The 21,789-nt window shown below is 69.3% G+C and carries 21 protein-coding genes; 12 read left to right on the top strand and 9 right to left on the bottom strand.

The features are described from left to right. Positions 1-31: 31 nt before the first annotated feature. Positions 32-205: a hypothetical protein gene (locus tag M8J74_RS07930; protein WP_249835721.1), complete on the top strand. Its 174-nt coding sequence runs from the start codon at positions 32-34 to the stop codon at positions 203-205. Positions 206-230: 25 nt separating this feature from the next. Here M8J74_RS07930 and M8J74_RS07925 read toward each other — a convergent pair whose 3' ends face one another. Next, positions 231-578, bottom strand: coding sequence for a metal-sensitive transcriptional regulator (locus tag M8J74_RS07925; protein ID WP_058924500.1), 348 nt, complete (start codon positions 576-578; stop codon positions 231-233). A 225-nt stretch (positions 579-803) separates the two neighbouring features. On the opposite strand from M8J74_RS07925, the gene M8J74_RS07920 reads away from it, so the two are divergent. Together M8J74_RS07920 and M8J74_RS07915 are read left to right on the top strand one after the other, a co-directional pair. Further along, positions 804-1,424, top strand: coding sequence for a DUF47 domain-containing protein (locus M8J74_RS07920; RefSeq protein WP_058924499.1), 621 nt, complete (start codon positions 804-806; stop codon positions 1,422-1,424). Between the two features lie 7 nt (positions 1,425-1,431). Continuing rightward, a complete protein-coding gene (locus M8J74_RS07915) occupies positions 1,432-2,430 on the top strand; it encodes an inorganic phosphate transporter (protein ID WP_249835720.1) in 999 nt (332 codons plus the stop codon). A gap of 106 nt (positions 2,431-2,536) precedes the next feature. Here the strand turns inward: M8J74_RS07915 and pstB are convergent, their stop codons facing one another. The 4 genes from pstB to pstS all read right to left on the bottom strand — a co-directional run bounded on the left by pstB (position 2,537) and on the right by pstS (position 6,675). Continuing rightward, positions 2,537-3,313, bottom strand: coding sequence for a phosphate ABC transporter ATP-binding protein PstB (pstB, locus tag M8J74_RS07910; protein WP_058924497.1), 777 nt, complete (start codon positions 3,311-3,313; stop codon positions 2,537-2,539). A gap of 39 nt (positions 3,314-3,352) precedes the next feature. Then, positions 3,353-4,405 (bottom strand): phosphate ABC transporter permease PstA, encoded by a 1,053-nt coding sequence (pstA, locus tag M8J74_RS07905; protein ID WP_249835719.1) that lies wholly within the window; start codon positions 4,403-4,405, stop codon positions 3,353-3,355. Further along, positions 4,402-5,409: a phosphate ABC transporter permease subunit PstC gene (pstC, locus tag M8J74_RS07900; RefSeq protein ID WP_249835718.1), complete on the bottom strand. Its 1,008-nt coding sequence runs from the start codon at positions 5,407-5,409 to the stop codon at positions 4,402-4,404. Before pstC ends, pstA begins: the two co-directional genes overlap by 4 nt. A gap of 135 nt (positions 5,410-5,544) precedes the next feature. Further along, the gene (gene pstS, locus M8J74_RS07895; RefSeq protein ID WP_249835717.1) at positions 5,545-6,675 is read right to left on the bottom strand and encodes a phosphate ABC transporter substrate-binding protein PstS; all 1,131 of its coding nucleotides are present in this window, start codon (positions 6,673-6,675) and stop codon (positions 5,545-5,547) included. Positions 6,676-6,994: 319 nt separating this feature from the next. On the opposite strand from pstS, the gene M8J74_RS07890 reads away from it, so the two are divergent. Further along, complete coding sequence (locus tag M8J74_RS07890) at positions 6,995-8,551, top strand: FAD-binding oxidoreductase (RefSeq protein ID WP_249835716.1); 1,557 nt, start codon at positions 6,995-6,997, stop codon at positions 8,549-8,551. Between the two features lie 46 nt (positions 8,552-8,597). Here the strand turns inward: M8J74_RS07890 and M8J74_RS07885 are convergent, their stop codons facing one another. From M8J74_RS07885 to M8J74_RS07875, 3 genes are all read right to left on the bottom strand, one after another. Then, positions 8,598-9,302 (bottom strand): phosphatase PAP2 family protein, encoded by a 705-nt coding sequence (locus M8J74_RS07885; protein WP_249835715.1) that lies wholly within the window; start codon positions 9,300-9,302, stop codon positions 8,598-8,600. 165 nt (positions 9,303-9,467) lie between these two features. Next, the gene (locus M8J74_RS07880) at positions 9,468-10,475 is read right to left on the bottom strand and encodes a C40 family peptidase (protein ID WP_249835714.1); all 1,008 of its coding nucleotides are present in this window, start codon (positions 10,473-10,475) and stop codon (positions 9,468-9,470) included. A 105-nt stretch (positions 10,476-10,580) separates the two neighbouring features. Further along, positions 10,581-11,363 carry a trypsin-like peptidase domain-containing protein gene (locus M8J74_RS07875; protein ID WP_249835713.1) on the bottom strand — a complete coding sequence of 261 codons (783 nt, stop codon included), beginning with the start codon at positions 11,361-11,363 and terminating at the stop codon, positions 10,581-10,583. Between the two features lie 539 nt (positions 11,364-11,902). Here M8J74_RS07875 and M8J74_RS07870 point away from each other — a divergent pair. From M8J74_RS07870 to M8J74_RS07835, 8 genes are all read left to right on the top strand, one after another. Continuing rightward, a complete protein-coding gene (locus M8J74_RS07870) occupies positions 11,903-12,184 on the top strand; it encodes a DUF2500 domain-containing protein (protein WP_249835712.1) in 282 nt (93 codons plus the stop codon). A gap of 232 nt (positions 12,185-12,416) precedes the next feature. Continuing rightward, on the top strand, positions 12,417-13,718 hold the full coding sequence (locus tag M8J74_RS07865; protein WP_249835711.1) for a S53 family peptidase: 1,302 nt from the start codon (positions 12,417-12,419) through the stop codon (positions 13,716-13,718). A 356-nt stretch (positions 13,719-14,074) separates the two neighbouring features. Beyond that, positions 14,075-14,383: a DUF8827 family protein gene (locus tag M8J74_RS07860; protein ID WP_014673544.1), complete on the top strand. Its 309-nt coding sequence runs from the start codon at positions 14,075-14,077 to the stop codon at positions 14,381-14,383. Positions 14,384-14,527: 144 nt separating this feature from the next. Next, positions 14,528-15,328 (top strand): DUF8175 domain-containg protein, encoded by an 801-nt coding sequence (locus M8J74_RS07855; RefSeq protein ID WP_249835710.1) that lies wholly within the window; start codon positions 14,528-14,530, stop codon positions 15,326-15,328. Then, the gene (locus M8J74_RS07850) at positions 15,318-16,658 is read left to right on the top strand and encodes a hypothetical protein (protein WP_249835709.1); all 1,341 of its coding nucleotides are present in this window, start codon (positions 15,318-15,320) and stop codon (positions 16,656-16,658) included. Before M8J74_RS07855 ends, M8J74_RS07850 begins: the two co-directional genes overlap by 11 nt. Continuing rightward, positions 16,655-18,214, top strand: a complete 1,560-nt coding sequence (locus M8J74_RS07845) for an SCO6880 family protein (RefSeq protein WP_249835708.1) — start codon at positions 16,655-16,657, stop codon at positions 18,212-18,214. The genes M8J74_RS07850 and M8J74_RS07845 overlap by 4 nt, the downstream gene beginning before the upstream one ends. Before the next feature lie 14 nt (positions 18,215-18,228). After that, positions 18,229-19,650 carry an ATP-binding protein gene (locus tag M8J74_RS07840; protein WP_249835707.1) on the top strand — a complete coding sequence of 474 codons (1,422 nt, stop codon included), beginning with the start codon at positions 18,229-18,231 and terminating at the stop codon, positions 19,648-19,650. Positions 19,651-19,662: 12 nt separating this feature from the next. Next, positions 19,663-21,132, top strand: coding sequence for a type VI secretion protein (locus M8J74_RS07835; RefSeq protein WP_249835706.1), 1,470 nt, complete (start codon positions 19,663-19,665; stop codon positions 21,130-21,132). Between the two features lie 7 nt (positions 21,133-21,139). On the opposite strand, the gene M8J74_RS07830 is transcribed toward M8J74_RS07835, so the two are convergent. After that, positions 21,140-21,700: a GNAT family N-acetyltransferase gene (locus M8J74_RS07830; protein ID WP_249835705.1), complete on the bottom strand. Its 561-nt coding sequence runs from the start codon at positions 21,698-21,700 to the stop codon at positions 21,140-21,142. Positions 21,701-21,789: the final 89 nt, after the last annotated feature.

Genomic DNA, 21,789 nt, shown 5'->3' with positions numbered 1-21,789 from the left:
CTAGGAAGTCGGTAACGGCAGAGATGAGGTGATGCACGTGGCTCCGGTCGGCGGTACGGCAGTTCAGGACCACGTGGCCCTCGCCGAGATCGAGCTGTGCGGAGAGCTGATCATCGCGGCCTCGGCCGCGGAGGAGCGGCTCAGCCTGGAGAGCATCGACGAGGTGCTGAAAGTCGCCGAGGAGCGGGACGCCTCCGGCGGCTGAGCCGGGGCTGCCGGCGTGGGGTGCGTCACGTGCGCAGCATCCGGGCGATGGCCTTCGTCGCCTCGTCGACCTTCGCGTCGATCTCGTCGCCGCCCCTCAGGGCCGCGTCGGCGACGCAGTGCCGCAGGTGCTCCTCCAGCAGCTGCAGCGCGAAGGACTGCAGCGCCTTGGTGGAGGCGGACACCTGCGTGAGTATGTCGATGCAGTAGACGTCCTCGTCGACCATGCGCTGCAGGCCGCGGATCTGGCCCTCGATCCGGCGCAGGCGCTTGAGGTGCTCGTCCTTCTGCTTGTGGTAGCCGTGCGTGGCGTGCTGCGTGCTCTGCGTGCCGTTCTCGGAGGGCGCCGTCGCGCCGGACTCGGTGGTCGTCATCGCGTCCTCCTGCAAGACATGCGGACAGATACCCCTGGTGGGTATATGGTACCGAACTTTGCTGGGTATAGGGCCCTTGGCCAATGCCGTGGAACGGGCCGTCCCTGGCCCCCGTGCCGACCACTCTGCCCGATGGGCGACACTGGGGGACGGCCCATTAGCCGTGGCCGGATGATGCACTTAGCATCAGCCTGACCGAAAACCGATGCACCCCGAGGACCCCTTGTGCGCTTTCGTCTGACCCCCAGGGAGACGAGCTTCTACGACATGTTCGCCGCCTCCGCGGACAACATCGTCACGGGCTCGAAGCTCCTGATGGAACTGCTCGGGGCGGACACCTCCGCCCGGGCCGAGATCGCAGAGCGTATGCGGGCCGCGGAACACGCAGGTGACGACGCCACGCACGCGATCTTCCACCAGCTGAACTCCTCCTTCATCACGCCGTTCGACCGCGAGGACATCTACACCCTCGCCGGCTCCCTGGACGACATCATGGACTTCATGGAGGAGGCCGTCGACCTGGTCGTCCTCTACAACGTGGAGGAGCTGCCCAAGGGCGTCGAGCAGCAGATCGAGGTGCTGGCACGGGCGGCGGAGCTCACCGCCGAGGCCATGCCCAACCTGCGCACGATGGACAACCTCACCGAGTACTGGATCGAGGTCAACCGTCTCGAGAACCAGGCGGACCAGATCCACCGCAAGCTGCTCGCGCACCTCTTCAACGGCAAGTACGACGCGATCGAGGTGCTGAAGCTCAAGCAGATCGTGGACGTGCTGGAGGAGGCGGCGGACGCGTTCGAGCACGTGGCGAACACGGTGGAGACCATCGCCGTCAAGGAGTCCTGAGCCCTTCATGGACACCGTCGCTCTGGTCGTGACCATCGCGGTCGCGCTCTTCTTCACGTACACCAACGGCTTCCACGACTCCGCGAACGCGATCGCGACGTCGGTCTCGACCCGGGCGCTGACCCCGCGGGCGGCACTGGCCATGGCCGCGGTGATGAACATGGCGGGCGCCTTCCTGGGCTCCGGCGTGGCCAAGACCGTCAGCGAGGGCCTGATCGCCACCCCGGAGGGCTCGACGGGGATGGCCATCCTCTTCTCCGGCCTCGTGGGCGCGATCGTCTGGAACCTGATCACCTGGTACTACGGTCTGCCGTCGTCCTCCTCCCACGCCCTGTTCGGCGGCCTGGTGGGCGCCGCGCTGGCCGGCAGCACGACCGTGCACTGGAACGGCGTCCTCGACAAGGTCGTCATCCCGATGTTCCTGTCGCCGATCGTCGGCCTGATCGTCGGCTACCTGGTGATGCTGGCCATCCTGTGGATCTTCCGCCGGGCCAACCCGCACAAGACGAAGCGTCACTTCCGCATAGCGCAGACCGTCTCCGCGGCCGGCATGGCCCTCGGTCACGGCCTGCAGGACGCCCAGAAGACGATGGGCGTGGTCGTGATGGCACTGGTGATTTCCGGCCACATGAACTTCAGCGACCCGATTCCGGTCTGGGTGAAGATCGTCTGCGCGCTGATGCTGTCGCTGGGCACCTACGCGGGCGGCTGGCGCATCATGCGCACCCTCGGCCGCAAGATCATCGAGCTGGATCCCCCGCAGGGCTTCGCCGCGGAGACCACGGGCGCCTCGATCATGTTCACCACGGCCTACCTCTTCAAGGCCCCCATCTCCACCACCCACGTGATCACCTCCGCGATCATGGGCGTGGGCGCGACCAAGCGCGTGAAGGCCGTCCGCTGGGGCGTCGCCAAGAACATCGTCCTGGGCTGGTTCATCACCATGCCGGCGGCGGCCCTGGTGGCCGCGGGCGCCTTCGAGCTGGTGGACCTGGCGTTGCTGTAGACAACGCCTCCCGCACGACGACGGGCCCGCCCCCGGGAGCCGGGGGCGGGCCCTTCATCGTCCTCGCGGTGGCACCGCCATGCAGCACCGCGAGGGGTCTGGGGGATCAGCCGAAGCGGCCGGAGATGTAGTCCTCCGTCGCCTGGACCGACGGGTTGGAGAAGATCCGCTCCGTGTCGTCGATCTCGATCAGCTTGCCGGGCTGCCCGACCGCGGCGAGGTTGAAGAACGCCGTACGGTCCGAGACACGCGCCGCCTGCTGCATGTTGTGCGTCACGATGACGATCGTGAAGCGCTCCTTGAGCTCACCGATCAGGTCCTCGATGGCGAGGGTGGAGATCGGGTCGAGGGCGGAGCAGGGCTCGTCCATCAGCAGCACCTTCGGCTCGACCGCGATGGCACGGGCGATGCACAGACGCTGCTGCTGACCGCCGGACAGGCCCGAACCGGGCTTGTTCAGCCGGTCCTTGACCTCGTTCCAGAGGTTCGCGCCCTTCAGCGACTTCTCCACGATGTCGCCGAGCTCGCTCTTCTTGTAGCCGCCGTTCAGCCGCAGCCCCGCCGCCACATTGTCGAAGATCGACATGGTGGGGAAGGGGTTGGGCCGCTGGAAGACCATGCCGACCTCGCGGCGCACGGCCACCGGGTCGATGCCCGGGCCGTACAGGTCCTCGTCGTCCAGCAGGACCTTGCCCTCGACCCGGCCGCCCGAGGTGACCTCGTGCATACGGTTCAGGGTGCGCAGGAACGTCGACTTGCCGCAGCCGGAGGGGCCGATGAAGGCCGTCACCGAGCGCGGCTCGACCGTCATCGAGATGTCTTCGATCGCCTTGTGGGAGCCGTAGAAGGCGGTGAGCCCGCTTACGTCGATTCGCTTGGCCATGTGTACGTCACTTCCAGTCAGTCGCTGAGGGGGCCGCGGTCAGCGACCGGTCTTCGGGGCCTTCCAGCGCGCGATCGCGCGGGCCACCAGGTTGAGGATCATCACGAAGGCGATCAGGGCGAGCGAGGCCGCCCACGCCCGGTCGTACGCGTATTCGTTGCCGGCGGCGTACTGCTGGTACACGTACAGCGGCAGCGACTGCTGGGGCCCCTCGAAGGGGTTGTTGTTGATGAACCGGTTTCCGAACACCAACAGCAGCACGGGCGCAGTCTCGCCCGCGATACGCGCGACGGCCAGCATGATGCCGGTCGTGATGCCGCCGATGGACGTCGGCAGGACCACCTTCAGGATGGTCCGCCACTTCGGCACGCCCAGGGCCAGCGACGCCTCGCGCAGCTCGTTCGGGACGAGCTTGAGCATCTCCTCCGTGGAGCGCACGACCACCGGCATCATCAGGATGGCCAGGGCCATCGAACCGGCGAAGCCGAACGGCTGCATGTCGAAGATCAGCATCAGCGACAGGATGAACAGACCCGCGACGATCGACGGGACACCCGTCATGACGTCGACGAAGAAGGTGACCGCCTGGGCGAGCCGGCCGCGGCCGTACTCCACCAGGTAGATGGCGGTCAGCACGCCGATCGGCGCCGCGATCAGGGTGGCGAGGCCGACCTGCTCCAGGCTGCCGATGATGGCGTGGTAGATGCCGCCGCCCGGCTGGGAGTCGGCGACGAGGCCCATCGAGTGGGTCAGGAAGTAGACGTCGAGGACCTTGATACCGCGGACGACCGTCACCCAGACCAGGGAGATCAGCGGCACGAGGGCGACCAGGAAGGCCACCCAGACCAGGCCGGTCGCGATGCGGTCCTTGGCCTGCCGGCGGCCCTCGACCTTGGCGGCGATGCCGTAGGTGGCGGCGAGGAAGAGCAGACCGGAGATCAGGCCCCACTGGACCTTGGTGAGCCCGGTGCCCGCTCCGACGGCGACGGCCACGGCCACGGAGCCGGCGGCGATCGCCCACGGCGACCACTTCGGCAGACTGGCGCCGCGCAGGGTGCTGGGGCGCTTCTCGGCGATGACGGCGTTGCTCATGCGTTGGCCCCCGAGTACTCCTTGCGGCGGGCGATGATCATGCGGGCCGCGCCGTTGACCACCAGGGTGATGACGAACAGGACCAGACCCGAGGCGATCAGGGCGTCCCGGCCGAACTCGGTGGCCTCGCTGAACTTGCTGGCGATGTTCTGCGCGAAGGTGCCGCCGCCCGGGTTGAGCAGGCTGCCGTGGATCAGGAAGTCCGGGGACAGGACGGTGGCCACGGCCATCGTCTCGCCGAGCGCGCGGCCGAGGCCGAGCATCGAGGCGGAGATCACGCCGGAGCGGCCGAAGGGCAGCACCGACATGCGGATGACCTCCCAGCGCGTGGCGCCGAGGGCCAGGGCCGCCTCCTCGTGCATCTGCGGGACCTGGCGGAAGACCTCGCGGCTGACGTTGGTGATGATCGGCAGGATCATGATCGCCAGCAGGATGCCCACGGTGAGCAGCGAGCGCGGGGCGCCCTGGTCCCAGGAGAAGATCCCGGTCCAGCCGAAGAAGTCGTTGAGCCAGCCGAAGAGGCCGGTCATGTGCGGTACGAGGATCAGCGCGCCCCACAGGCCGTAGACGATGGACGGCACGGCGGCGAGCAGGTCGACCACGTACGCGATGGGACCGGCGAGCCGGCGGGGGGCGTAGTGGGTGAGGAACAGGGCGATGGCCACCGCGACCGGGACCGCGAGGACCATGGCGATGATCGAGGAGACCACCGTGCCGAAGGCCAGCACCGCGATGCCGAAGCTGGGCGGCGTGACGTTGGTGTTCCACTCGAAGGTGGTGAGGAAGTTGCCGTGGTTCTTGCTGAGCGCGAGGGACGCGCGGTAGGTGAGGAAGACCGCGATCGCGGCCATGATCACCAACAGGAAGATGCCCGACCCACGGGACAGACCGAGGAAGATCCGGTCTCCGGGTCGGGTCGCGCCGCGGGCGTTGCGCTTGAGCTCGGCCAGGTTCGGCTGCGGGACGGGGGGTGGGGCGTCGGTTATCTGTGTTGATGTGTCCATCGGGTTCTCCGGTCTGCGGAACCGCACCCTGTGCGGTTCTGCGAAGCCGTACCGCTGGTACGGCTCGTGGCGGCGGTGCACCGGACGGTGCGGTCCGGTCCCGGATCAGGTCCGGGACCGGACCGCACACTCAGATCAGTTCAGGCCCTCGATGGTGGTGCGGACCTTGGCGATGATGTCGGCGGGGATGGGGGCGTACTTCAGGCCGGACAGAACGTTCTGGCCGTCCTCGGAGGCGATGTAGCGCAGGAACGCCTTGGTCGCCGGAAGGGTGTCGGACTTGTTGCCCTTGTCGCAGACGATCTCGTACGTCACCAGGGTGATCGGGTAGGCGCCGTCGGCCTTGGTGTTGTAGTTGAGCTGGAGCGACAGGTCCTTGCCCGTGCCCACGACCTTGGCGTCGGCGATCGCCTTGGAGGCGGAGTCGCTGCTCGGGGCGACCGGCGCGCTGGCACCGGTGTTGATGCTGACGGCGTTGACGCCGTCGGCGACGTAGGACAGCTCGAAGTAGCCGATGGAGCCGTTGGTCTGCTTGACCTGGGCGGCCACACCGGAGGACTGGGCGGCGGCCTGGCCACCCTTGGCCTGCCAGGCCTTGCCACCGGAGTAGGGCCAGTCGCTCTTGGCGGTGGCGATCAGGTACTTGGTGAAGTTGTCCGTGGTGCCGGACTCGTCCGAGCGGTGGAACGCCTGGATCTTCAGGTGCGGGAGCTTCGCGGAGGGGTTCAGCTTCTTGATGGCCGCGTCGTCCCAGTACTGGATCTTGCTGTTGAAGATCTTCGCCAGGGTCGGGGCGTCGAGGACCAGGTTGCTCACGCCGGACAGGTTGTAGCCGACCGCGATCGGGCCGCCGACCATCGGCAGGTCGATGCCCTGGCCACCGGAGCAGACCTTCTTGGAGGCGGTGACCTCTTCGGGCTTCAGCGCCGAGTCGGAGCCGGCGAACGCCAGCTGGCCCTGGGTGAAGGAGGTGACACCGGCGCCGGAGCCGCCCGCCTTGTAGTTGATCTGCACGCCGCAGGCCTTGGAGAACTGGGCCACCCAGGCGTCGATCGCGTTCTTCTGCGCGGACGAGCCGTCGGACAGCAGCTGGCCCTTGGCGTTGTCGCACTTGATGGAGCTGGCGCCCGTCGTCGCCGAAGCGCTGCTGCCACCGCTGCTGCCCGAGCTGGTGTCGTCCGAGCCGCACGCCGTGAGGACCAGGGCGCCGGAAGCGGCGAGGGCACCGAGGGCGAGGGCCCGCCGGTTCATGCGCTGAAGCTTCACTGTGAAAGAGTTCCTTCCAGGAGCCGCCGTCCTGAATCCGGCGGCGTGCGAGGGTTGCGAAGTCTCGGTGACACGGACCGCCTCTGCGAGGCATGACCGCATCTCGTAGGGCCGAAATTAGGCAGATCAGGTGAAGCCGCCGATGGCCACAAATGAACGCGAGGTGAACCCCTGCAGACGTTGTGGTTAGGTCACGGAATGCTCACGGGGAGGGCACGTGGAGGTTCCGTTCCTACGGTGACACAGCGGTGACACTCCCGCTGGAACGTTCGGGTCCGGCGAGCCGTCTCGTACCCCGAGAGCCAACGGGAGGCAGAACATGGAACGGCGTGCATTCATCGGTGGCGGCGCGGCCGCGATATCCGGCGTGGCCCTGGCGGCGTGCAAGGGCACCGGAACGGCCGGCGCCACCTCGTCGAACGCCACGCCCGCCACCGCCACCGGCTCCTCCGGCACGACCGTGATGTCGGCCTCCGCCGCCAACTGGAGCGCCCTCGCCCACGACCTCGACGGCACGCTGGTCCGCCCGGGCGACACCAAGTGGTCCACCGCCCACCAGCTGTACAACACCCGCTTCGACGGCCTGAAGCCCGCGGCGGTCGCCTATGTCGCACACACGGACGACATCCGGACAACCCTCGCCTACGCCCGCGCCCACGGCCTCCGGGTCGCCATCCGCAACGGCGGCCACTCCTACGCGGGCTGGTCCTCGGGCAACGGCAAGCTGATCCTCGATGTCTCCCGGCTGAACGGCATCCGCGTCGGCGGCGGCGAGGCCGTCGTGGGCGCCGGTTCCAAGCTGATCGACGTCTACCGCGGCCTCGCGGCCAAGGGGGTGACCATCCCGGCGGGCTCCTGCCCCTCGGTCGGCGTCTCGGGCCTGGTCCTGGGCGGCGGCCACGGCGTGGTCTCCCGGGCCTACGGCCTGACCTGCGACAGCCTCACCCAGGCCACGCTGATCACGGCCGACGGCAAGCAGCTGACCGCGAACGCGACCGAGAACAAGGACCTGTTCTGGGCCCTGCGCGGCGCGGGCAACGGCAACTTCGGCGTCGTGACGGAACTGCGCTTCAAGACCCACCCGGCCCCGCAGGCGGTGTCGGCGTACGTCACCTGGCCCTTCTCGAAGGCGGCCGCCGTGCTGCGGGCCTGGCAGGAGTGGGGCCCCAGCCAGCCGGACGAGATCTGGTCCTCCTGCCACCTGGAGAACGGCGGCTCGCCCAGCGTCTCCGTCGCCGCCTTCTCCCTCGGCACCTACGGCGAACTCCAGAACGCCCTGGACCGCCTGGCCTCGAAGGTGGGGTCGGCGGCCCGCGGCGTCACGCTCCGGCGGCACTCCTACGAGGGCGCGATGGAGGCCTACGCCGGCTGCTCGTCCTTCCCCACCGAAGCCCAGTGCCACCTGCCCGGCTCCACGCCGGGCCGCAACCCCCAGGGCGCGCTGGGCCGCGAGACCTATGCGGCCCGTTCGGACTTCTTCGACCGCTCGATCTCCGCGGCGGGCATCCAGACCCTGCTGCGGCAGATCTCCTCGGTCCAGGGCGGCGCGGGCAGCATCGCGCTGACCGCGCTCGGCGGCGCGATCAACCGCGTCTCCCCGACGGCCACCGCGTTCGTGCACCGCCGCAGCCGCATGCTCGCCCAGTACATAGCGTCCTGGCGCCCCGGCACGACGGGCACCGCGGCCCAGTCCTGGCTCACCCACGCCCACGACGCGATGAAGCCCTACGCCTCCGGCGCGGCCTACCAGAACTACACGGACCCGACCCTGAAGGACTGGCGCACGGCCTACTACGGCGACGCGGCGGCCAAGCTGGCGACCCTGAAGAAGCAGTACGACCCGAACCGCTTCTTCACCTACCCACAGGCGCTGTAGGAGCCCCTGGGCCCCTGCCCGCAGGCGCTGCGGGAGCCTCGCGGCCCTACGCGGCCAGGTCGCGTTCCTCGGCCTCGACGTCCTTGCGGGCGCCGGGGAGCACGGTGTCCCGGCCCGTACCGGGCCGGCGCCGGCTGCGGACGAGCCGGCCGCCCCAGGAGGACCCCTCGACGGCCTTCATCAGCGGCGTGAGCAGGGCCATGGCCGGCGGCGACAGCAGCAGGGCCACGGCCGTGCCGAGCGCGAAGCCGCCGACGACGTCCGTCGGGTAGTGCACGCCCATGTAGACGCGGCAGAAGCCTTCGAGCAGCGCGAGCGCGATCCCGGCGATGCCGAACTTCCGGTTGGCGACGAACAGTCCGACGCCGATGGCCATGGTGATCGTCGCGTGGTCGCTCACGAAGGAGTAGTCGGTCTTGCCGGACACCAGGACATCGAGCCCCTGGTGCTCCAGGAACGGCCGGGGCCGTTCGACGAAGCCCCTTATCGGCACGTTCACCAGCACCGCGATCCCGGCGGCGATCGGCGTCCACACCAGCGCGGCCACGGAGGAGGCGGCGTCCTCGGCACCGCGCCGCCGCACCGACCACCAGCACCACAGCACGAGCAGCACCATGGCCAGCAACAGCCCGTACTCGCCGACGAACTCCATGCCGCGGTCGAACCAGTGCGGGGCGTCCTTGGCCAGTCCGTTGATGTCGTAGAGCAGGTCGACGTCGGGGTTCGACCCGGATTCAGCGAGTCCAGCCATCGTGCCGCGGCCCCTTCGTCGTTGCTTCGGGCACTCGCGTGCGCCACTACGTCAACAGGAACGCACGGTCCCGCTTACTACGTTCCACACTCCACCGAATGATCACGCAGACGTTATCGAAGAGAGACCCGTTGCCGCAGCTCAGGGGGTGGTTTCACGCTCGGTTCACACGTTCGTGGGCAACGCTTTCGCGCCATCTGCGGTGACCCGGGTTGCCCCGAAGTACTCGGAAGTGTCGATCGGGTCGAACCGGATGACGGCGCCCGTTCGCGGCGCGTCGATCATGTACCCACCGCCGACATAAATGCCGACATGGTGGATGGCCCGGGAGTCGGTCGGATCCTTCGAGAAGAACACGAGGTCTCCGGGCAGCAGTTCGTCGCGCTTGGGGTGCGGCCCGGCGTTGTACTGGTCATTGGCCACTCGCGGGAGGGTGACGCCGACGCTCTCGTACGCCGCCTTCGTCAGCCCCGAGCAGTCGAAACGCCCGCCGTCCGCGGCGGTGCCGTTGCCGCCCCACAGGTAGGGCGTGCCCAGCTTCTTCTGCGCGTAGTAGATGGCGCCGGCCGCCTGCTCGCTGGGGTCGACCCGGGACACGGGCGCCGCGAAGCTCTCCTCCAGCGTGGTGATCGTCTTGACGTAGTTCTGCGTCTCCCGGTACGGCGGCACGCCCCCGTACTTGATCACCGCGTAGGCGCCGGCGTTGTACGAGGCGAGCATGTTTTCGGTCAGATTCCCGGGTACGTCCTTCACGTACGAGGCGAGCTTGCAGTCGTACGACGCGGCGGACGGAATGGCGTCCTGCGGATCCCACACGTCCTTCCTGCCGTCGCCGTTGCCGTCGATGCCGTGCGTGGCCCAGGTACCGGGGATGAACTGCGCTATCCCCTCGGCCGCGGCCTCGCTCCTGGCGTTCGGGTTGAACCCGCTCTCCTGGTACAGCTGGGCGGCGAGCAGCGCCGGGTTGATGGCGGGGCACAGGTTGCCCCACTTCTGCACGATGGTCGCGTAGGCCGCGGGCACGGAGCCCTTGGCGAGCGCCTTGGTCGCGCCGCCCACGCCGTTGAGGATGTTCCCGGCGACCAGGTAGACGCCCACGACGAGCAGCATCACGAAGGCCAGGGCGGAGCCGACAGCGGCGGACGCGATGATCCAAGCCTTACGCACCGTCAACCGCCCCTCGCCGCCCGGGAGTCGTAGCCCAGGTCAGTGTAGGGGCGTGCGCTGCGTTCGGGAATGATCACGCGGGGTCTTCGGCCGTCTTCGACCCCATTGGTCTCACGGATCGGCCGTGGCGTCCCGGTAGAGCTCGGCGGCCTCGGTCCCCAGCACCACGCTGTAGGAGATGTCGTCGGTGGAGCCGCCCTCCTCGTGGCCGCCCAGCACCCCGACGACCTGCCCGTCCCCGTTCACCCAGGGGCTGCCGCTGGTGCCGCCGCTGAGGGCGGGACAGTCGATGCGCTGCTGCGTGGAGCTGTGCGCGGTGGGCTTGTTGGTGCAGCTGACCGGCACCTCACGGGAGTTGGGATACCCGGTGACGGTGACGGCGGTGGCCCCGGTGGCCGTACCGGTGACGAACCGGTTGCCGCCGACGACGTCCTCGACGCCCTTGCCGTCCTTGCCGTCCTTCGCCGCCACCACGGCGAAGGCGACGTCGCTGTCCTCGTCCTGCCCCTTGGCCCACCCGTCGGGCAGGAACCGCCTGCGCACGGTCCACACCCCGTACGGGGCCTTCCCGTCCCGGTACCCGGGCACGAATATCAGGCCGCCGTCCCCGTCCAGGCAGTGCGCGGCGGTGACGACGAGATCGCGGCCCGGACTGTGCACGACGGAGGCGGTGCAGAAGTGCCCGCCGGCGAGCTTGCCCGCGCGGTCGGCCCCAAAGAGGGCCCCGACTCTGTCGGTGGGCCCGCCGGCCGCCGCGACGGCGGTGACGCCGAACGGCCCGGGCCCGTCGTCGGCGTCCGCGAGGGAGGCCGAGGTGACGGCCGGCACGAGCAGCACGACGGCTGCGAACACGGGGCTGGAGACCCGCCTGCCAATGCGTGGGGTGCGCTTCATCGGCAACCACTGTGACCGACGAAGGTGAGAAAAGAGTCTGCCGTTCACTGAGATATCTCCGTGAACGGCGGCTTCCGGGGCGGGACGCTCGACGACACGGCCATGACATCCACCGTACGGCGGTGCCACCGCCCGCGCCTCCCGGCCCGCCCGGCCCCGCGCTCACCGGCCGGGTCGACGCGCGTCAACCTGCGGGTTCCCGTGCTCCGGGTCAAACGGCCCCCATCCTTCGGCCATCGTGCCGCCATCGGGCGGCAATCCCGCAAGCCTGTTCGGTCATGCACAAGTCAGAATTCCGAAACCCTCTTGTTCGTCGCGCACTCAACAAGCGAAGGTCTCGCACGCTCGGACCTTTCACGGGCCGAGCGGAGCAGAACTCCCCGACGGGTCACCGGGGAGCCGCCCGGATGAGGAGTACGTGGGGTCTCCTCGGCGGCGCACAGGGAACGGGTCACGGCAGCCGGCCGTGACCCGTTCTCCCGTTCTCAGTACCATGCCCCGGCAGTAGATCCGGTACATGACACCCACGGGGGAATCACATGAGGCGCACGCTCGCCGTCCTGCTCACCGTCGCCGCGCTCACCGCACCGCTGGCCGGCTGCAGCAAGGCGAAGCCCGTCACCGGCACGGTCGTCAGCAAGGACACCGACCACGAGTGCAAGACGAAGAAGAAGGGCAAGAAGAGGACCCGCAGCTGCCACACCGAGTACGAACTGACGGTCCGCACGAAGGCCGGCAAGGAGGAAGAGGTGGACGTCAGCAGCAGCGCGTACGGACTGTGCGCCGAGGGCCTGAACTACCCGAAGTGCACCAAGAACTGACGGCCGCCGGCACCCCTCCCATGCAACTCCCGTGAGCTGCCTGTGAGTTGAGTAAAGGGCCGAAACAGGTTCAGTAATCCGGAAGTCAGAATTCCATAAGCCTCTTGTTGTCGCGTACTCAACAAGCGACAGTCGTGGCGGGCCGCCGCCCTCCGCCGGGGACTCCGTACCGGCGGAGCGCACCCGCACCGCCCCTGTTCCACCCCACCCAGGAACATCAGGAGGCTGCACGATGCGTTCCCCTCTCCCCCACAGACCCGCCCACAGAGCCCTGCGCCGCACGATGGCCGCCGCGGCCGCCGCGGCGGCACTCGTGTTCGCGGGCTTCGGCACCGCCGCCCAGGCCGACGCGGCCACCGCCTCGTCGAAGGCGACCTGGACGGCCACCCCCTGCGCCACCCCGAAGCACAAGGGCGAACTGGCCTGCGACTCCTACCGCGTGACCGGCGGCCTCACCGCCTTCCAGAAGCAGCAGGCGGCGAGGACCGGCGTCACCCCCAAGGCCGCCGACGCCGCCACACCCTCCGGCTACGGCCCCACGAACCTCCAGTCGGCCTACGGCCTGACCTCCGCCGCCGCCTCCAACGGCTCCGGCGAGACCATCGCCATCGTCGACGCGTACAACGACCCGAACGCCGAGTCCGACCTCGCCACCTACCGCTCGTACTACGGCCTGCCGGCCTGCACCACCGCCAACGGCTGCTTCAAGAAGGTCAGCCAGACCGGCTCCACGACCTCGCTGCCCTCCAGCGACTCCGGCTGGTCCGAGGAGATCTCCCTCGACCTCGACATGGCCTCCGCCGTCTGCCCGAAGTGCAACATCCTCCTCGTCGAGGCCACCAGCGCCACCATGGCCAACCTCGGCAAGGCCGTGAACGAGGCCGTCTCCCTCGGCGCGAAGTACGTCTCCAACAGCTACGGCGGCTCGGAGTCCTCCTCCGACACCTCCTACGACTCCTCGTACTTCAACCACCCGGGCGTCGCCATCACCGTCTCCGCCGGCGACGGCGGCTACGGCGCCGAGTACCCGGCCGCCTCCCGCTACGTCACCTCGGTCGGCGGCACGGCCCTGAAGACCTCCTCCACCACCCGCGGCTGGACCGAGACCGTCTGGAACACCTCCAGCACCGAGGGCACCGGCTCCGGCTGCTCCTCCTACGACACCAAACCGTCCTGGCAGACCGACACCGGCTGCGCCAAGCGCACGATCGCCGACGTCTCGGCCGTCGCCGACCCCGCCACCGGCGTCTCGGTCTACGACTCCTACGGCGTCACCGCCGGCTGGTACACCTTCGGCGGCACGAGCGCCTCCGCGCCCATCATCGCCGCCGTCTACGCCCTCGCCGGCACCCCGTCGTCCTCGTCCTACCCGGCCTCCTTCCCCTACACGAAGGCCGGCACCTCCGCCCTGAACGACGTGACCAGCGGCAGCAACGGCTCCTGCACCACCACCTACCTGTGCACCGCCCAGCCGGGCTACGACGGCCCGACGGGCTGGGGAACCCCGGAGGGAGTAGCGGCCTTCACGGGCTGACTCTCCGTCACCAGCGAGCGAGCCGCGGCCGGTATGGGTCGCGGCTCGTCCGCGCGCGCGGGTTACCCTTCACCCGGAGAACACCGGCGCGACCACTCACCCGACCAGCCGTCAGAACCGGCCCAGGTCACAGAAGGGGTCAACGACTGAACCACACACAGGTTCCGCTCAGGCCTCATTGCCCGGCGTGACCTGCCGTGATACACAGAGTGACCGAGCGTGCTTTTCGTACGAAACCCGCCAGGCAATGACGCCAAGTCGACATACGACCGCGGCATTGTCGGCGAGAATGAGCCAGACCTCTGCACACCCGGCAGAGGGAACTGCGGAACTACCCACCAGGGGCGGTGACTTACATGCTCTTTGCGGCCGACAAGGGAGACATCAACACCATCATCGGCGGGATCGCTCCGGACTGGGGCCCCTTCGGCAGCCTGGGCAACGAGGCCAAGGTCATGATCGAGGTCGTGATGGCGGTGGCCATCCTGCTCTGCCTGGGCATCGCGGTCTGGGGTGCGGCCAAGCAGCGCATCGGCGCGACCGCCCTGCGGGACACCTTCAGCGCGGAGCAGGGCAAGGGCCTCATCATCGCCGGCCTCACCGGCGTATTCATCATCGGCTCCCTGGGCACGCTCTTCACCATCGTGTACGGCATGGCCGTCTAGCAGGCGTTCCCTCCTCCCCCACCCGCCCGTCGTGCTCCCCGGCCGAGGTTGCGTTTCCCTGATGTCGAGTCACCACACCGCGCCCGCGCGGCATCCAGCACGGCTACCGTCGTATGTCTACGAGGTGGAGAGGGCGTACGCGGCATGAGTCTCGGAGACGAGGGGCAGACCCGGACCCGTCTGCCCGACAGCGGCGGCGACGTGTACGGGGGCGCGCGGCGAGGTGGCCGCACGTCGTCCCGGAGCCTGGTCACAGTGGTCGGCGTGGTGGTCCTCCTCATCGCCGCGATCGCCTTCGCGAACCGCGGAGGAGACGATTCCTCTTCGTCGACCAGCGCGGGGGACAAGCCGGACAGCGCATCGACGGCGGCGAGCGGGACGAAGCCGGTGGCGGGGAAGGCGGCGGGCATTCCTGCCGGGTTCGCGCATGATCAGCAGGGGGCTGAGAGTGCAGCGGCCAATTACGCCTCCGCCCTTGGCTCCGAAGGCATGTTCAACGCCTCCCGTCGCCACGAGATCGTGCAGACCGTCGCCGACCCCAGCGCCGTCACCCGTCTGCAGTCCGGGTTCGACGCTGATTACTCAGCGGACTTCCTGAAGAAGATCGGCCTCAACAACGATGGCAGTGCCCCTGCCGGAACCACGTTCGTGAATCGGACGCTGCCCGCGGGCACCAAGGTCACCTCGTTCAGCGCCGACGCGGCCACGGTCGAGGTCTGGTGCAGCGGCCTCTTCGGGCTGGCCGGTCGGGACTCGACCAACCCCGTCACCAGCGGCTGGTTCACCGTGACCATGAAGCTGAACTGGAGCGGCGGCGACTGGAAGGTCCTCGCGAGCAGCCAAAAGACTGGCCCTACCCCCGTCACCGATGACAACCCCGTCTCGGGAGCCGATGAGATCGGCAAGGCGGTCAAGGAGTTCGGAGGGTTCACCTATGCCCGGTAGCCGGCACCGCGCGCTCAAGCTCACCGGTCTGGTGGCTGCCGTACAAACAGCAGCCGTATTGCTGGCAGCCCGTGCCGTCGCCGAGCCGAGCCCGACCGCGACGAAGAGCAGCGACCCCTGCTCCCTCATCGCCGGCCCGGCCAAGAAGTACTGCGAGCGAGGCAACGGGGACAAGGGCACCACCGGTACCAACACCCCCAGCCTCACCTCGACGCTCGACCCTCTGTCCTCGCTCGCCCAAGGCTGCGCCAAAGCCGCCTCCTGGACCATCGACAAGCTCAGTGGGGCCGTGAAGGAGACCGCGAACGTCGACTTCACGAACCAGAAGTTCCTCCAGCAGTACGCGGTCGTCTTCGCGGCGTCGACGATCCTGACCCTCGTGCTCTGGCTGCTGGCCGTGGCCAAGCGGGCCGTCCGCGGTGTGCCGCTCACCACCGCCATCTCGGAGGCCGTCGGCTTCCTCTGGCTGACGGTCCTGGCGTCGGCGTTCACGCCCCTGATCCTGTACACCGTCGTATCGGCCGCGGACGGCGTCACCGATGTGCTGGCGAAGGCCACCGGCGACCAGACCGACGTCTTCTTCGGCACCTTCTCCGGCGCCCTGAACAAGGGCACCGACATCGGCGGCGGCCCCATCATGCTGATCGTCGTGTCGCTGGTCAGCATCCTCGCCGCCGGCGTCCTCTGGCTGGAGCTCGTCATCAGAGCCGCGCTCCTCTACGTCGGCGCCCTCCTCGGCACCGTCGTCTACGCCGGCCTGGTCGACAAGAACCTCTGGGGCCACGTCCGCCGCTGGGCGGGCATCATGATCGCCGTCATCCTGGTCAAGCCGATCATCGTGATCGTGCTGGGCCTCGCGGGCGCGCTGTCCTCCGCCAACGGCCCCGACTCCTTCTCCGCCGTCGTCTCCGGCCTCGCCATCATCCTGCTGGCCATCTTCGCCAGCGCGATGATCTACCGCTTCGTCCCCGGCTTCGGCGACGAGATCGCCAGCGGCCGCAACAACCGCATCATGCAGGGCGCCGAAGGCAAGGCGGCGGCCGTCATCAGCTCCCCGGCGAACATGGTCGCGCAGGGCATCAAGACCCACAGCACCCGCGCCAACGACAACGGAGGCGGCGGCCAGTCGTCCTCCGGCGGCGGCCCCCGCCCGGCCAACCCGGTCAGCGGCGGCGTCGCCGCCCACAGCACCCGCACCCCGACCGGTGGTGGCGGCGGAACTGTCCCCTCCGCCGCACCCGCACCCCGCTCGGCGAGCCCGGTGAACACCCCGCATGCCAGCAACACCCGCAACAGCAGTACCAACCGCACGGGAGGTGAAGGGCGTTGACGACCGAGTCCCACCTGTCCCATCCGGTCACGCCCCGCCGTACGTATCTCATCGGCCGCGCCCGGCCGAACGCGATCGTCGGCCGGAACCGCGAGTCCGGCGAGATCGCGCTGATCATCATCGGCGCGTTCCTCGGCATGATGTGCGGGCTCCTCGTCCCGGTCCTCTCCCTGCGCATCGTGCTGCTGATGGGCTTCCCGCTGCTCGCGCTGGCGGCGGTCTACGTGCCGTACAAGCACCGCACGTTCTACAAGTGGTTCGAGATCAACCGCAGTTACAAGCGCACCCTGAAGCAGGGCACCCTCTACCGCTCCGGCGTCATGGAAGCCGGCACGCGCCTGGACGGCCGAGAGATCGAGATCGGCCCGCCGCCCGGCATCGGCCGCATCAACTGGCTCGCCGCCCCCTTCGGGCCCGACGAGATCGCCGTCCTGCTGCACGCGGACCGCAGGACCGTCACCGCCGCCATCGAGATCGAGGGCCCCGGCGTCGGCCTGCGCGACTCCGAGGACCAGGAAGCACTCGTCGACCGCTTCGGCACCCTGCTCAAGCACGTCGCCAACGGCGACGGCTTCGTCACCCGCCTGCAGATGCTCGCCCGCACCCTGCCGGCCGACCCCGACGCCCACGCCAAGGACGTCGCCGTCCGCGGCGACGAGAAGGCCCCGGGCTGGCTGCAGCAGTCGTACGACCAACTCCAGTCCATGGTGTCGACCAGCAGCGAGCAGCACCGCGCCTACCTGGTCGCCTGCATGCACTACACCCGCGAACTGGCCGCCGAGGCCCAGGCGATGGCGCGGGCGGCCCGCCCGCACAACGGCCGCAAGGTCGACCGCGACGCGGGTCTTGCGGTCGTCATGGCCCGCGAGCTGACCGACATCTGCTCGCGCCTGCAGGAGGCCGACATCCGTGTCCGCCAGCCCCTCGGCCAGGGCCGCCTCGCCTCCCTCATCCACTCCATGTACGACCCCGACCACCCCATCGACCACATCCAGGCGATGACCAAGCGCAACGCCTGGCCGGCCGAGCTCGACGCCATGGAGCCCACGTTCCTCCAGGCGAAGACCCGGGAGTCCTCCACCCGCGCCCCCTGGTGCCACGCCACCGCCTGGGTGAAGGAGTGGCCGATGACCCCGGTGGGCGTCAACTTCCTGGCCCCGCTGCTGGTCCACACCCCGGACGTGATCCGTACGGTCGCCGTCACGATGGACCTGGAACCCACCGAGGTCGCCATCGAGCGCATGCTGACCGAGAAGACCAACGACGAGGCGGAGGCGAGCCGCGCCGCCAAGATGAACCGCACCGTCGACCCCCGTGACGTGGCCGCCCACACCCGCCTAGACCAGCGCGGCGAGGACCTCGCCAGCGGCGCCGCCGGCGTCAACCTGGTCGGCTACATCACCGTCTCCTCCCGCTCTCCCGAGGCGCTGGCCCGCGACAAGCGGACCATCCGCGCCTCGGCCGGAAAGTCGTACCTGAAGCTGGAGTGGTGCGATCGCGAGCACCACCGTGCCTTCGTGAACACGCTTCCGTTCGCCACCGGCATTCGAAGGTAGGGGCTGATTCGCCGATGCGGGATCCGCTGTCCGTCCTCACCGACGCCTTCACGTCCTTCCTCTTCGGGAAGGTCGAGACGACCCGCCTGCCCGTGCGCACGTCCACCGGCCAGGCCCAGGCCGTCTACCTGCCGACGGCCGCCCCCGGCCTCGGCGACTCGGGCGTGATCATCGGCCGCGAGGTCTACTCCGGCAAGGGCTACATCTACGACCCCTTCCAGCTCTACGGCCAGCAGCTGCCCGCCCCCCACTGGCTCGTCCTCGGCGAGTCCGGCAACGGCAAGTCGGCCCTGGAGAAGACGTACGTCCTGCGGCAGCTGCGCTTCAAGGACCGCCAGGTCGTCGTCCTCGACGCCCAGGGCGAGGACGGCGTCGGCGAGTGGAACCTCATCGCGGAGGAGCTGGGGATAACTCCCATCCGGCTGGACCCGATGGCCGCCCTGGACCACGGCATCCGGCTCAACCCCCTCGACCCCTCGATCACGACGACCGGCCAGCTCGCGCTGCTCCGGACGATCATCGAGGTCGCGATGGGCCACGGCCTGGACGAACGCTCCGGCTTCGCCCTCAAGGTCGCGCACGCCTACGTCAACGAGACGATCGTCGAACGCCAGCCGATCCTCACGGACATCGTCGAGCAGCTACGGCACCCGGAGCCGGAGTCCGCCGAGGCGATGAACGTCGACATAGAGGACGTACGGGCGTGGGGCCTGGACGTGGCGCTGGTGCTGGACCGGCTCGTCGACGGTGACCTGCGCGGCATGTTCGACGGCCCGACGACGGTCGGCATCGACCTGGACGCGCCGCTGATCGTCTTCGACCTGTCCCACATCGACCGCAACTCCATCGCCATGCCGATCCTGATGGCGATCGTCGGCGTGTGGCTGGAGCACACCTGGATCCGTCCCGACCGCAAGAAGCGCGTCTTCCTGGTCGAGGAGGCCTGGCACATCATCAGCAGCCCGTTCGTGGCGCAGCTGTTCCAGCGGCTGCTGAAGTTCGGGCGCCGGCTCGGCCTGTCCTTCGTGGCGGTCGTCCACCACCTGTCCGACGTCGTCGACGGCGCGGCCGCCAAGGAGGCGGCGGCGATCCTGAAGATGGCGTCGACCCGGACGATCTACGCCCAGAAGGCCGACGAGGCCCGGGCGACAGGACGGGTGCTCGGCCTGCCCAGGTGGGCGGTGGAGATCATCCCCACCCTCACGCCCGGTATCGCGGTCTGGGACGTCAACGGCAATGTCCAGGTGGTCAAACACCTGGTCACGGAGACGGAACGCCCTCTGGTCTTCACCGACCGCGCGATGACGGAGTCCTCCAGCGATCTGGCCGACGACGCCCTGCGCGCCGCCGAACTGGAGGCGGAGGAGCGGGCCGCGGCCTTCGTGGAACAGCATCTGAGCGACTACGACGGCACGTCCGAATCGACGGTGGCGTAGCGGGAGGCGGACGTGGTCAGACCGGACGACCGGCGACGACGGGACGACCGGGAGAGCCAGGGCGGCATCCCGGACGGCCTGTTGGTCGGCCTGCTCGCCTTCCTCCTCGGCATGACCCTGCTGGTGTGGTCGGCGACGGGGCTGGCGGGGCTGTTCGCCCAGGGCTCCTGGCCGGACGGCGTGACCTTCACCCGTACGCCCCTCGCCATGCGCCACCTCATCGGCCACCCGCACGACATCACCGGCGCCTGGCCGGACACGCCGCCGACGCAGCTCTCCGGGTACGGGCTGTTCTGGGGCCTGTTCATCGGTCAGCTGATGGTGCTGTTCGTGCTGACGGTGTTCCTCATGGGGACGGTGGCCAGATGGCGGGCCGGGCGCACGAGGCGGCGCCTGGAGCGGTCGGCGGCGCTCGAGCGGGCCACGGCGGCGGTGATCGTACCGGAGCCCGAGCCGGAGGCCCGGCCGCTGCCCCCTGTGGCGGAGATCCACGAGGTGCCGCTCCCCCGGGCCGAGCCCGTCCTGCCCCAGCCGACCGAAGTGCTCCAGCACCCCAGGGTGCCCATCGTGCACTACGGCCCACCCGCGAGCCGCCAGGCGACGGCCACGCAGGCCGTACGGGACGCCGAGGGCCCCGCCGTGGTCGTCACGTCCAACCCGACCCTGTGGCAGGACACCAAGGACGCCCGGGCCAAGCTGGGCCCCGTCCACCTCTACGACCCCACGCACCTTTGCGACACCCCGGCCCGCCTCCACTGGTCCCCGACGGCGGGCTGCGAGGACAAGCAGACGGCCACGGAGAGGGCGGCCGCGATACTCGCCCCGATCCGTCCCACCGCCAAGCTGGACGAAGCCCTGTCGGCCACCGCGGAAACGCTCCTGCGGACCTATCTGCACGCCGCCGCGGTGGACGGCCGCACCATCCGCCACGTCCACCGCTGGGCCCAGGGCACCCAGGTCCAGGACGCGGTCCGCATTCTCCGTACGAACCCCAAGGCGTCCCCCGGCTCCGCCGGCGAACTCGAGGCAGCGCTCACCGCCCACCCCGAACGCCGTGACATGGCCCAGGAACTGACGGGACGAGCCCTCTCGGCCCTGTTCACCGTCAACATCCGCGAGGCCTGCACCCCCAACCGAACCGACGCCCTCGCCTTGGATTCCTTCGTCCACGAAGGGGGCACGCTTTATGTAGTGGGGGAATCCATCGAGGACCCCAGGACCCATCCAGGGGCGATGCCTCTCCTGACGGCCCTCGTCTCCAGCGTGGTCGAGCGTGGCCGGCGCATGGCCGAACGGTCATCCTCCGGTCGCCTCGACCCACCACTCACGCTCGTCCTCGACGACGTGGCCGCCGTGGCGCCGCTGCCCCAACTGCCGGAGCTGCTGGCCGCGGGTGCGGATCGGGGCCTGCCGACGCTGGCCCTCCTCCGCTCCCGGGAGCAGGGCCGCGCCCGCTGGCCGCACGACGAACTGCCGGTCTAGCGGCCCGTCAGACCGCCTCACGCTCCTCGCGTTCCAGGGCGAACTCCAGCTCCAGCTGGCCCGGGGCCGCCGACAACGGCACGGTCAACCCGGTGGGCGCGAAGCCCACCTTCCGGTACAGCCGCTGGGCCCGCCCGTTGTCCTCGTGCACGATGAGCCGCACCTGCTCGGCGCCCTGCGCCCAGGCCCAGTCCAGACCGGCGTCGAACAGCACCTCGGTCAGCCCGATGCCACGGTGTTCGGGCCGCACGAACACGCCGACGACATGCCCCTGGCGCCGCTCGATCGGAAACCCGGCCCAGTCGGTGGTGCCGGCCTCCTCCATCAGCACGGTGAGCGTCCCGACCCATTCGCCGTCCGGTCCCTCGGCGACGATCTGCTGCGCTCCGGACGCCCCTTCGGCCCCGCCGGCCGCCCGCTCCTGCCAGAACGCGTCCGACCGGGCCGCGGCCTGCTCGTAGGTCTCGAGGAAGGCGAGGTGCGCGACGGGATCCTGCAGTGCGGCGAGCCGCAGGGCCTTCACCTCACGCCACTCGTCGGCGTGTATGGAACGGACTTTGTAGGTCATGCCCGTAACGGTAGCCGAACGCAGAAAACCCCCGGACCGGTATCCCCGGCCGGGGGCTTTCTCAAAAATTGTTCGGCGGCGTCCTACTC

Source organism: Streptomyces panaciradicis (assembly GCF_023516615.1).
Lineage (GTDB): Bacteria > Actinomycetota > Actinomycetes > Streptomycetales > Streptomycetaceae > Streptomyces > Streptomyces panaciradicis.
The sequence above is the reverse complement of the archived record's forward strand: the minus strand, read 5'-3'. Positions and strand labels throughout refer to the sequence as shown.

Excerpts from the sequence above, each read along its gene's own strand:
- M8J74_RS07930 (WP_249835721.1), top strand. The coding sequence starts at position 32 with ATGCACGTGGCTCCGGTCGGCGGTACGGCAGTTCAGGACCACGTGGCC.
- M8J74_RS07925 (WP_058924500.1), bottom strand. The coding sequence starts at position 578 with ATGACGACCACCGAGTCCGGCGCGACGGCGCCCTCCGAGAACGGCACG.
- M8J74_RS07915 (WP_249835720.1), top strand. The coding sequence starts at position 1,432 with ATGGACACCGTCGCTCTGGTCGTGACCATCGCGGTCGCGCTCTTCTTC.
- pstB (WP_058924497.1), bottom strand. The coding sequence starts at position 3,313 with ATGGCCAAGCGAATCGACGTAAGCGGGCTCACCGCCTTCTACGGCTCC.
- pstA (WP_249835719.1), bottom strand. The coding sequence starts at position 4,405 with ATGAGCAACGCCGTCATCGCCGAGAAGCGCCCCAGCACCCTGCGCGGC.
- pstC (WP_249835718.1), bottom strand. The coding sequence starts at position 5,409 with ATGGACACATCAACACAGATAACCGACGCCCCACCCCCCGTCCCGCAG.
- M8J74_RS07890 (WP_249835716.1), top strand. The coding sequence starts at position 6,995 with ATGGAACGGCGTGCATTCATCGGTGGCGGCGCGGCCGCGATATCCGGC.
- M8J74_RS07885 (WP_249835715.1), bottom strand. The coding sequence starts at position 9,302 with ATGGCTGGACTCGCTGAATCCGGGTCGAACCCCGACGTCGACCTGCTC.
- M8J74_RS07875 (WP_249835713.1), bottom strand. The coding sequence starts at position 11,363 with ATGAAGCGCACCCCACGCATTGGCAGGCGGGTCTCCAGCCCCGTGTTC.
- M8J74_RS07870 (WP_249835712.1), top strand. The coding sequence starts at position 11,903 with ATGAGGCGCACGCTCGCCGTCCTGCTCACCGTCGCCGCGCTCACCGCA.
- M8J74_RS07865 (WP_249835711.1), top strand. The coding sequence starts at position 12,417 with ATGCGTTCCCCTCTCCCCCACAGACCCGCCCACAGAGCCCTGCGCCGC.
- M8J74_RS07860 (WP_014673544.1), top strand. The coding sequence starts at position 14,075 with ATGCTCTTTGCGGCCGACAAGGGAGACATCAACACCATCATCGGCGGG.
- M8J74_RS07855 (WP_249835710.1), top strand. The coding sequence starts at position 14,528 with ATGAGTCTCGGAGACGAGGGGCAGACCCGGACCCGTCTGCCCGACAGC.
- M8J74_RS07850 (WP_249835709.1), top strand. The coding sequence starts at position 15,318 with ATGCCCGGTAGCCGGCACCGCGCGCTCAAGCTCACCGGTCTGGTGGCT.
- M8J74_RS07840 (WP_249835707.1), top strand. The coding sequence starts at position 18,229 with ATGCGGGATCCGCTGTCCGTCCTCACCGACGCCTTCACGTCCTTCCTC.
- M8J74_RS07830 (WP_249835705.1), bottom strand. The coding sequence starts at position 21,700 with ATGACCTACAAAGTCCGTTCCATACACGCCGACGAGTGGCGTGAGGTG.